9 protein-coding genes are annotated in these 11,118 nt (G+C 37.3%); 6 read left to right on the forward strand and 3 right to left on the reverse strand.

Annotation, left to right across the window (positions count from 1 at the left end; all coding sequences use genetic code 11):
• The first annotated feature begins 139 nt into the window (after nt 1-139).
• Together AB1397_00070 and AB1397_00075 are read left to right on the forward strand one after the other, a co-directional pair.
• Nucleotides 140-565 carry a tetratricopeptide repeat protein gene (locus AB1397_00070; GenBank protein ID MEW6481400.1) on the forward strand — a complete coding sequence of 142 codons (426 nt, stop codon included), beginning with the start codon at nt 140-142 and terminating at the stop codon, nt 563-565.
• 303 nt (nt 566-868) lie between these two features.
• Nucleotides 869-3,697, forward strand: coding sequence for a right-handed parallel beta-helix repeat-containing protein (locus tag AB1397_00075; GenBank protein ID MEW6481401.1), 2,829 nt, complete (start codon nt 869-871; stop codon nt 3,695-3,697).
• Nucleotides 3,698-3,748: 51 nt separating this feature from the next.
• Here AB1397_00075 and AB1397_00080 read toward each other — a convergent pair whose 3' ends face one another.
• The 3 genes from AB1397_00080 to AB1397_00090 are packed head-to-tail and all read right to left on the reverse strand — an operon-like array spanning nt 3,749 to nt 7,117.
• Nucleotides 3,749-5,350: a CTP synthase gene (locus tag AB1397_00080; protein MEW6481402.1), complete on the reverse strand. Its 1,602-nt coding sequence runs from the start codon at nt 5,348-5,350 to the stop codon at nt 3,749-3,751.
• A 1-nt stretch (nt 5,351) separates the two neighbouring features.
• Nucleotides 5,352-6,791, reverse strand: coding sequence for a membrane protein insertase YidC (gene yidC / locus AB1397_00085; protein ID MEW6481403.1), 1,440 nt, complete (start codon nt 6,789-6,791; stop codon nt 5,352-5,354).
• A complete protein-coding gene (locus tag AB1397_00090; protein MEW6481404.1) occupies nt 6,791-7,117 on the reverse strand; it encodes an aspartate 1-decarboxylase in 327 nt (108 codons plus the stop codon). Before AB1397_00090 ends, yidC begins: the two co-directional genes overlap by 1 nt.
• A 23-nt stretch (nt 7,118-7,140) precedes the next feature.
• Between AB1397_00090 and AB1397_00095 the strand changes: the two genes are divergently transcribed.
• The 4 genes from AB1397_00095 to infC all read left to right on the forward strand — a co-directional run bounded on the left by AB1397_00095 (nt 7,141) and on the right by infC (nt 10,992).
• Entirely contained in the window at nt 7,141-7,743 is a 603-nt protein-coding gene (locus tag AB1397_00095) for a YIP1 family protein (protein MEW6481405.1), read from the forward strand.
• Nucleotides 7,736-8,131 (forward strand): hypothetical protein, encoded by a 396-nt coding sequence (locus AB1397_00100; GenBank protein MEW6481406.1) that lies wholly within the window; start codon nt 7,736-7,738, stop codon nt 8,129-8,131. The genes AB1397_00095 and AB1397_00100 overlap by 8 nt, the downstream gene beginning before the upstream one ends.
• 72 nt (nt 8,132-8,203) lie before the next feature.
• Complete coding sequence (locus tag AB1397_00105) at nt 8,204-10,465, forward strand: molybdopterin-dependent oxidoreductase (GenBank protein ID MEW6481407.1); 2,262 nt, start codon at nt 8,204-8,206, stop codon at nt 10,463-10,465.
• On the forward strand, nt 10,462-10,992 hold the full coding sequence (gene infC / locus AB1397_00110; protein MEW6481408.1) for a translation initiation factor IF-3: 531 nt from the start codon (nt 10,462-10,464) through the stop codon (nt 10,990-10,992). The genes AB1397_00105 and infC overlap by 4 nt, the downstream gene beginning before the upstream one ends.
• Nucleotides 10,993-11,118: the final 126 nt, after the last annotated feature.

The following is an 11,118-nucleotide window of genomic DNA, read 5'->3' on the forward strand; positions in this document are numbered from 1 at the left end:
AGAAGGGCTTATGGTTATAGGGATAAGGAGTATATGAAACTAAAAATTATTCAAGGTTGTTCCTCTATCGGTGTCTTTAAACCCTATCCCTATCCTCATGCACCATAATTCACGATGAGCCATAAAAAATTATGAACCAATGGTTGTTCCAATAAGGCTAAGCAATGCCCCCTGCTTTATCTATTACAAGAGATTACCTATTACCTCAAAAGATAGCCTCCTTGAGAAAGAGATTCAAAAGGAAATAAAGATTAACTACCAGCCAATTGAGAATATAAAGGCGATGGAGATGGTCTGGGATTGTGGGACAAGGCTCTTTAAGCGAGGGGGTCTATTTTTTAATAAAAGAAGGATTGATTGGGCAATATTGGAATGGGAAAAGGCAATAGCATTAAATGCATTGAATCCATCAAATCTGGTGCAGGCACATTACTGGCTAGGTGTTTCCTATCTTAGGAAAGGAAGGAAAGAAGAAGCAAGGCTTCAATTTAAAAAGGTTTTAGAAAAAGAGCCAAATAATAAAGATGCCCTATCTATCCTTGAGGATATACAGAAAATGAAATAAAAATTTTTCTTGCAAAATTTTTTGTTTATGGATGTATAATTATCTATCGTCGCAATGAAAGATTTTGGAAAAGATTATAAAGATTATAAAAGTATGAGGGTGGTTAAACCTAACCGCCCGGAAAGGTTTTTATATAAAATCAAAGGCAGGTTCAATAAAGAGCCGGCTTTTTTATTTAGGAGGTCAGTGAAATGAAAAGAGGAATCTTTGAGATTTTGATGGCGGTGGGATTTATGGCTTGCAAGATAGCCTGGGCTTAAGACTTATGTTTCTGGGACAATTACAGGTGATACAACCTGGAATTTGACAGGAAGCCCATATATTGCAACCGATACCGTATATGTCGCCAATGGAGTTAAATTGACCATTGAGCCAGGGGTAACCGTAAGGTTCGCAACAGAAACATCTTTAATCTGCTATGGCACATTGAATGCTATTGGCAATCCTACAGGAACAATTACATTTACCTCCAGCCAGACTACACCATCTGCAGGCGATTGGAAAGGGATTAAGCTTTCTGGAAGTGGAGCAAGCGGAAGTCAGATAAGCTGGTGCAATATAGGGTATGCAAAGCAGGCGGTTTATTTGGAAAATATATCTTCTATTGTGATTATAAATAATTATATCCACGACAATAAAGGAAATGATGGTGGATTACTTGGTGAAATAGGTTGTGGGATATATCTTTATCAATCAACAAACAATATAATATCAGAAAATTCAATCTTCCAAAATACAGGTGGCCAAGGAGGAAGAACTAGTTGGGACGGTGTAGGTGGTAGAGGCGGAATTGGTTGTGGAATCTATCTTTCAAATTCAACAAACAATGCAATATCAGAAAATACAATATTAAATAATACAGGAGGTAATGGAGGAGCAGGAGATGGCCATAGTGCAGGTGGCCAGCCTGGTAATGGCTATGGAATATATATTGAGTCAAATAGCTATAATAATACAATTACAACTACGAATACCTATAACAATGAGCCAATCCATTATTACTGCAATCAAGCAGGAATTACTATTGAAAATCAAATATTAACCCTGGCTGGCTCTGGCTCAACCAATCTGGGAAGGATTGTCTTAATCAATTGTTCTAATTTTACAATAAGAAACAACACAATTTCTGGTGGAATTGGCCAGAATGGAATAACCGGTAGCTATGGGAGTTCAGGTGGCCCTGGTGGCATTGGCTGTGGAATTTACCTTGAAACATCAACCAATGGTACAATTACCAATAACACAATATTCCAAAACACAGGAGGTCGGGGAGGAGCGGGTGGCTTGTGGGGTTCAAATGGCAGTCCTGGACAGTGCTATGGAATATACTCCATCTCAAACTCTAATCCCACCATTCATTGCAACAACCTCTCTGCCAACAAAAACGGCGACTTAACCAAAGGCTATGGTGTCTATCACGATGGAAGTTCTGGAACAATCTCTGCTACTTACAATTGGTGGGGAGCAAATTCAGGTCCAGAGCATCCCATAACAAATCCATCAGGTCAGGGTGATAAGGTATCTGATTGGGTTGATTATAGACCTTATCTTACTGGAACATTTACAGGACCAAGTGTTTCGCTTGTTCCAACATCAGGGTTAATTGGAACAGAAGTAAAGATTGAAAGCTATGGCTTTGCCACAGAAAGCACAATTTCCATTACCTTCGCCACCCACTCCACCATCACCACCACCCAATCAAGCCCCCTCGGCACTTTCTCCACAACCTTTGTCGTAAGCACCCAATCCCCTGGCACAAAGGTTATTACCGCCACAGATTCCTATGGAAACTATGCCACCACGACATTTATCCTCCTTCCACCCACCTTCTTAAGGGTTATTCCACAATCAAGGATTGTGGCAAAAGGGGATGAATTTGTTAGCGAGATAAAGATTGATGATGTCAGGAATATGGCCGTGGTTGGGGTTTATCTATCGTTTGACCCAGATGTGCTTGAGGTTTCTACAATAACAGAGGGAGGATTTCCTTCAGGTGGAATGGTGATGAAGAAAACATTTAACAATGCAAATGGACATATTGATTATAGTGTTGGTCTTTTATCAGGCTCATCATCTGGTTCGGGTGTTTTATGCTCAATAAGGTTTAGAGGAAAGGAGGGTGGAACCTCAAGCATTAGGTTTGACTTTGATATTTTAGGCAATCGCAATACAAAGATTATAGATACACAAAGCAATCTTATTCCATTTAACAAAGAAGAATCTTTAATCTATGTTGCCACAGGGCTTTCCATCTTTCCAAAGGATAAAACAATAATGGCAGGAAATAGCCAAATTTATAATGCCTATGCTATTTGCGGAGGATTAAATGTAGATGTTACTGGCTCAACCACATTTACCTCAAACGGTGGGGGTTCCTGGACAACTAATTCCTTTGAGGCACATTACATTGGAACTTACACTATAACAGGAACATTCTTAAGCTTAATGGGAACAACAAGTGTAATTATAACCCCAGGAACACCAACCAGCCTTATTTATGTCTCAGGCAATAACCAAACCCAAAATTGCCAAGAAACCTTAGCAAACCCATTTGTTTGTAAGGTAGAGGATTTTTACCACAACCCTTGCGATGATGTCTTAATAGATTGGGAAATTACAGAAAATCCCATTGGTGCATCTGGATTTAGCCTATCAGCCACACAGACTTTAACAAACCTACAGGGAACATCGGCAACCTACCTTACCTTAGGAACAGAGCCACCTGGGACTTGGACCATTGAGGCAAGAAATACATCCCTTTCTGGTTCACCGATTATCTTTAAAGCCTATTCTCTAAGAAGGTTTGGCTCAATCTCGGGAACCTCTCTTATTGATCGAGGAACAGAGGCACAAAGACAAGCTGGAATATTAGTAAGATTGGTTGAAACCGGAGAGACAAAAACAACAAATGCAGACTCTTACTTTATCTTTAGCAATATTCCAGTAGGAACCTATACTTTATCCTTTACCTACCCTGGGGCAACCCCAGCTACAAAAACCGATGTCTTGATAACCAAAACCCAATTTAATGACACCACAGACATTGGAACAATAACCCTAATTGCTGGAGACCCCAATGGAGATGGCCAGATAAATATCTTAACTGGCCATCTTAGGAAAACCCCTCTTTAAAAGGCCTTTACTTCTACAAGCTTTCTGCGGGAGAATTCTCTGAAACCAAGGCTATGGTGATTGGGAAGTAGAGGCTATACTGCTTTTTATAAATGCAGAAAACAAGGGATGTGGTGCGGTTGGTTTTGATTGGAATTCGGGGTGAAATTGAACCGCCACAAACCAGGGGTGATCTTTTAACTCAACAATCTCAACCAGGTTTTCCTCTGGATATATTCCTGTAATCCTTATCCCTACATCCTCTAATATCTTCCTATATTTGTTATTAAACTCATACCTGTGCCTATGCCTTTCCTTTACAAGCTCCTTTTGGTATGCCTTATATGCAAGGCTGTTTTTTTCTATTCTACAGGGATATATCCCAAGCCTCATTGTTCCTCCCTTTTTCTTTATTATTATTCCCCTTTGCTTTTTCATCAGGTCAATCACAGGATAGGAGGTATTTTGGTCAAACTCAGATGAATTTGCATTAGAAAGCCCTGCCAAATCTCTTGCTATATCAATTACAGCACATTGAAGCCCAAGGCATATCCCAAGAAATGGGACTTTATTAACCCTGGCAAATTTAGCTGCCTTTATCTTCCCTTCTATCCCTCTATATCCAAATCCACCAGGGATGAGGATTCCATTGACACCTAAAAGCTCATCCAAAATGTTTTTACTTTCTGCGTCAACCCATTTTATCTTTACCTTGCAATTGTTTGCTATGCCACCGTGATACAATGCCTCAACAATAGATTTATAGGCATCCTTAATCTGGATATACTTTCCCACAATAGCAATTTTTGTCTTTTTCTTTGCATTTTTTATTTTAAAAACCATATCTTCCCATTCTTTAAAATTGTCCTTTTGAAAAGAAAGGGAAAGGGATTTTATTATTGCCCTATCCAAACCCTGTTTTTTAAAGCTTAAAGGAACCTCATAAATGCTCTCTACATCATATGCATCTATTACATTCTCCTTTCTGACATTACAAAAGAGGGAAATCTTTTCCTTTAGAGAGGAAGATAATGGTTTTTGTGTCCTGCAGAGCAAAATATCGGGTTGAATTCCTATTTCCCTTAATTTCATTACCGAGTGCTGGGTTGGTTTTGTCTTTGCCTCATCGCAGGAAGAAATATATGGAACAAGGGTAAGGTGGATATACAAAACATTTTCCCTTCCCATCTCCCTTCCCAATTGCCTTATTGCCTCAAGGTAGGGAAGGCTTTCTATATCACCAACCGTCCCTCCCAATTCAATGATTGCAACATCTATATTTTTAGAAACCATTTTTATACATCCCTTTATCTCATCGGTGATATGGGGGATAACCTGAACCGTATTTCCAAGGTATTCTCCCTTTCTCTCCTTCCTTATAACCTCATAATATATCTTTCCCGTGGTCACATTGTTTTTCTTGGTTATCTTTGCTTCTGTGAACCTTTCATAATGGCCAAGGTCTAGGTCTGTCTCAGCACCATCAGAGGTTACATAGACCTCACCATGCTGGTATGGATTCATCGTGCCTGGGTCTACATTGATATATGGGTCAAGCTTTTGGAGGGTTATCTTTAATCCAAGCGATTCCAGAATTGTTCCAATAGAAGAGGCAGCTATTCCCTTTCCCAAAGAAGAAACCACACCACCGGTTACAAAGATATATTTAACCACCCTAAATTCCTATCCCTTTCTCTATAAGCCAATGCTCAAAAATTGTGAGAATATTCTGAACAAGCCAATACAAAACAAGGCCTGATGGAAAACCAAGAAACAAAAATGTCATCACTAATGGCATAATAAGCATCATCTTCTCTGTGCTTGGATCCTGGGTTGAGGGTGTCATCTTCTGCTGAATAAACATGGTAAGACCCATAAGTATAGGAAGGACAAAATAGGGATCCTTTAATGAAAGGTCTTTTATCCATAAAACAAATGGTGCACCGCGAAGCTCAATCCCTTTATCCAAAGCACTATAAAGGGCAAAGAATATGGGTATCTGAAGGATAAGGGGAAGGCAGCCACCAAATGGATTGACATTATGCTCCTTGTATAGCCTCATCATCTCCTTTTGAATTGTCTCATGGTCATCTTTGTGCTTTTCCCTTAATTTCTCTATGTGTGGCTTTATTGCCTGCATCTTCTTCATCATTTTAAAATTCTTTCTAGTAAGAGGATGTAAGAGAACCTTGACAATTAAGGTTAAAAGAATAATTGCTACCCCATAATTTCCAATAAGCTTATAGAAAAAGACCAGGGCAAGAATAATAATCTTTGAAAGAAACCATAATCCAGAAAGGCTTTCAAGCCCAACCCCCTTTAATATTTTATAATCTCTAGGTCCTGCATATACCATTATTTTGTTTTTAATTACCTCATTTGGTTTAAGGGAATACCTTGGAAAGAAAGCCTTTATATCCTCTGGGGAGAGCAAAATAGAGGAAAACCTCATTTCTGGCTTTACCACAAAAAGAAAATACTTATCCTGTGTCCCTACCCAGTTAATTGCTTCATCGTTTTTTAAGACATTTTTAGCCTTTTTTATTCCAGAAGCCGTCTGATAAAGAAATGGGTTTTCCTTAAGCTCAGGATCCTGACCAAGTGAGCTTTTTAATGAAAAGCAAACCCATGGAATGGTTATTGGCTTGTCTTCTTTATTTATAAATGAAAGGTTCATCGTAAATGGATAGGTTGAGGAAGAAAATTCATATTTTTTTATTATCTTAAATGATTGCAGGTCATAGACAAAGCCATCTTTTGAAAATTCATTTGGAAATATCTCCTTTTCCTCTAAAAAAATAGAGAATGTATCTTTATCCTTTATTATTGTATATGGAAGGCCCTTTCTATCCTTAAATTTTAAAAGGTTTAAGGATTTGATTGTTCCCTTTTGGGAAAGGGCTAATGAAAATAGGGAATTTTTAAAGATAAGCTCTTTTTCATCAACCAAAGGAAGGCTGGGTTCTTTAGTCTCTATTGGGGGCTTTTGAACAACCTCGTTTTTAACAAAAGAGGGCTTTATTTGTTTAATTTCCTTTTTTTTTGGAAGAAAGAGGGAATGAATGTAGAGGATTAGGAATGAAAGAATAATAAATAGAACAAGCCTTTTCTCCATTAAACTTCAATTACCTTTAGCTTAAATTGCCTTGCTTCTTTATCAGGAATGAGGCAGGAGGAAAGGATAACAACCTCATCGCCTACCTCACCTAGCCTGGCGGCTGGTCCATAAAGGATGCAATCCAAAGAGCCTTTTTTTTCATAAATTGCATATGTTTCAAACCTTGCCCCGGTTTGCATATTAAGGACATAAACCATTTCTCCCTTAAGTATATCAGCCTTTTTTAGAATTTCTCCATCAATACCAATGCTTCCGGAACATTCCCTCTTAAGGCCTGTTATTTTAAGGCCCTTTATCTTTGACTTGCACATTTCTCTAAACATAATTTATAATTATAGCATAAACGATGGAAGATTTGGAAGAAATTTTAGAGGATGAAGAACCCAAAGAAGAGATAAAAAATATTCCCTGGGAAGAAAGAGAAAAAATCGGCTTTTTTAATGCCCTATATATGACAATAAAAGATGCCATATTTAAACCAGGTGATTTCTTCGGAAAGATTAAGCCAGGTAGCATTAAAAATGCCGCTATTTATGTTGTAATTATTGCAAGCATTATCTATTTTCTCAATCTCCTCTGGATTAGCAAAAAAATAGAGTTAAACTACATTCTCCTTATCCCCTTTGTCTCTCTTATCTTTTTCTTCTGTTTAGAAACAGGGCTTCTCCATCTTGGGCTTTTACTCCTTTCCTCTAATAAATCTGGATTTACCACCACATTTAAGGTGGTTGCCTATTCTGAATCTGTCCTTATGTTTTCTGCTCTTCCCATTATTGGTGGAATTATCTCAAGCATCTGGGGGCTTGTTATTACAATCATTGGCCTTTCAAAGGCACACAATATAACGATAAAAAAGGCTTTATTTTCTGTCCTTTTTTCTATTGTGGTTACAAGTATTATTATGGCTATTCCAGCCTTATTTTATTTAGAGGAGGTAAGAAATGAATAAACAAATTTTAAGATGGACAGGAAGCATTATAGCCGTAATCTTTGTTATCCTTGTAATGTTTGCGGCTGAGACAATGCACAGGGCTTATCGGGAGTTTAAGGAAGGAGAGGCCCTTTATAAAAAAGGGGATATCCCTATGGCAATCCTCTATTATGGCACTGTGATAAGCTTCTATACACCCTATTCACCTTGGGTAAATAAGGCTATAAACAGGCTATTTGAGATTGGAGCCTCTTGCCAAAAAAAGAAGGATTATAAAACCGCAAAGGAGGCTTATGATGAGATAATCCATAGGATATATTCAGTAAGAAGCTTCTATACACCCCATAAAAAAACCCAAGAAAAGGCAATGAAACTTCGGGATTCTGTAGAAAAATTCATAAAATAAATTTTATTTGACTTGTTTTTATTCTTTTTATTAAAATTTTTGTATGTTTGTAAAAAGGTTATCTAAAATAATGTGAAAATCTCAATTGATCACAGAGAAATAGAGGTCTCCCCCAATATGACCATCCTTGAGGCAGCAAAGCAAGCCAATATAAAAATTCCAACCCTTTGCTACGATAAAAGGCTTTCGCCCTTTGGTGCCTGCAGAATTTGTATTGTTGAACTAGAAGGAGCAAGGGAAAGATTTACCACATCCTGCACGACACCTGTAGCAGATGGGATGAAGATAAAGACAACCTCACCTGAGATAATAAAGGCAAGAAAAACAATCCTTGAGCTTATCCTGGTGAATCATCCCCTTGATTGCCCTGTCTGCGATAAGGCAGGTGAATGCGAGCTTCAAAATCTTGTTTATGAATATGGGGTTTCTTCCAATAGGTTTTTAAGGTTTAGAGAGGAGGTAAAATTAAGGAAGGATTATGAAAGCCCCCTTATTGAGAGGGATATGAATAGGTGTATTTTATGTGGGAAGTGCGTTAGGGTCTGCGATGAGCTTGAGGGAAAGCAAGAAATCTCATTTGCAAACAGGGGGGAAAGGACTTTGATCACCACAGATTTTGAAAGACCCCTAAATTGTGATTTTTGTGGTATGTGCCTTGATATCTGCCCGGTAGGAGCCCTTTCTTCAAAGCTCTTTAAATACAAAAAAAGGGCATGGGAGCTTGAAAACAAAGAGACAATCTGCCCATTCTGCAATGTTGGATGCAGGCTTATCACAAGGAGCAAGGATGGCGTGATTTTAAAGGTAGAGGGAGGCGATGGGATAAATGAAACCTCTATGTGTGTAAAGGGGCATTTTGGCTGGGATTATGTCTATTCAGAAAAAAGGATTAGCGAACCCCTTATTAAAAAAGATGGAAGGCTTGTTAGTGCAAGTTGGGATGAAGCTTTAGAGCTAATTGCAAAAAAATTTCAAGGCATAAAGGGAAAAATTGCCCTTATTGCCTCTTCCCGTCTTACCAATGAGGAGCTTTTATTGGCAAAACAATTTAGCCATTCCTGTTTAGAAAGCCAAAATATTTTCTCTTTAGATGAAAGCTTTTCTTCCTTTTCTTCTCTTTCCTCCTCTTTGGGATACATTCCATCTTTATCCCCCTCTTCGATCAAGGATTCTGATTGTATCCTTTGTCTCTCTGATATTTCAGAAAGCAATCCTGTTTTAAACACCTTTGTCCATTATGCTTGCAAAAACAAAGAAGCAAACCTTATTTCCATAAGCCCGATAGAGACAAAGATAACAAGGCTTTCCTCTATAAAGCTCCTTACAAAACCAGGAAAAGAGGAAGAAATTCTCTTTAAAATGCAAAGGACAATGATTGATGAAAATATTTGTAATTGGGATTTTATCCATCAAAAAACAGAGGGTTTTGATTATTTAAGGGAGACCCTTTCAAAATACGAACCAGATGATAAAACAAAAGAAGCCGCAAAGACATTTGCCAAAGCAAAAAACCCTGTAATTATTGCTTCGGGTTCTTCTTATGTGATCAAATCTGCTTGCAATCTTCTGCTCCTTCTAGGAATACCAAACAATATCATTGTTTGTGGAAACAGGGCAAATTCAAGGGGTGCTTATGAAATAATAAAAAATCAAGCTTATGACTTAACCTCAAAAGATATAAAAGGTTTATTTCTCCTTGGAGAGATCCTTCCTTCTCTGATCATTAAAGAAAAGGAATTTGTTGTCGTTTCCCATCTATTTATGAGGGATGAGATGATGGAGGCAGATGTTATCCTTCCAAGCTCATCGTCTTTAGAGAAGGATGGAAGATACACCTCCCTTTTTGGAATTACACAAAAAATAGAAAAGGTTTGTTCTTTTCCTTTTGGAAAATCACAGCTAGAAATTTTACAATTGCTTTCTTTAAAAATGGGTTGTCCAATAGAAAAAAGGGAGGAGGAAGGGGGAAGGAAGGAGTTTGAAAGGGGGAAATTTTGGGTATTAGAACCACAAGAGACAAGAGACAACAAACAAGAGGGATTTGATATTATTTTATCTTATAATCACTTTCATTCTGGCTACATATCCCATTATTCAAAGACCTTAATGGAGCTTTCACCTTTTCCTATTCTTAAAATGAATAAAAATGACATAAAGAGGCTTAATATAAGCCAAAGGGCAAAGATAATGTTAGAAAAGCCAATCGTTATGAAGGTAGAGGAAGATAGAAATATAGGGGAGGAACTAGCTGTTATTATGGAGCATCCAGATATAACATCTGTATTTTATAATCAACCAAGGGTTTTTAAGGCAATGATAGAGTCTATAGATTGAAGGATAAAAGGCTTTTTATAAATAAAAATATTAGAGCCGAAAGAATAAGGCTTATTTCTCAAGATGGAAATCAAAAAGGGGTGGTCTCAAAAAAGGAGGCACTGGAGGAGGCAAGAAAGGCCAATCTTGACCTGGTTGAGATAGCACATGATAATTCCATATCCGTATGTAAAATTATGGATTATGGAAAGTATATGTATTGCCAGAACAAAAAGGCAAAAGAGGGGAAAAAGAAACAAAAGATAATTCAAATAAAGGAGATAAAATTAAGACCAAGCACAGATGATCACGATTTTGCCTTTAAGGTAAATCAGAGTAAAAAATTTTTAGAAAATGGTCAAAAGATAAAGGTTGTTCTTAATTTTAAAGGAAGGGAAATAGTACACTCTGAGATAGGAATGGATACTATTACAAGATTTTCTAATTGCCTAAAGGATTTTTCTTTTATTGAAAGAAGGCCATATTTTGAAGGAAAAAGGATAGTTATGGTTATTGCTCCAGTGAAAAGTCAGAAGACAAAAAAATGATTTAAGACATAAATTTAAATCTTATAGTTAATTCCATAACGCTTTACAAAATGTATGTGTTTAGATAATCTTAAGGAAAACTTTATAAAATTATGAATTTTGAATGTTGAATTTTGAATTAAAAGG

It is taken from the genome of bacterium (assembly GCA_040756715.1).
Taxonomy (GTDB): domain Bacteria; phylum UBA9089; class UBA9088; order UBA9088; family UBA9088; genus JBFLYE01.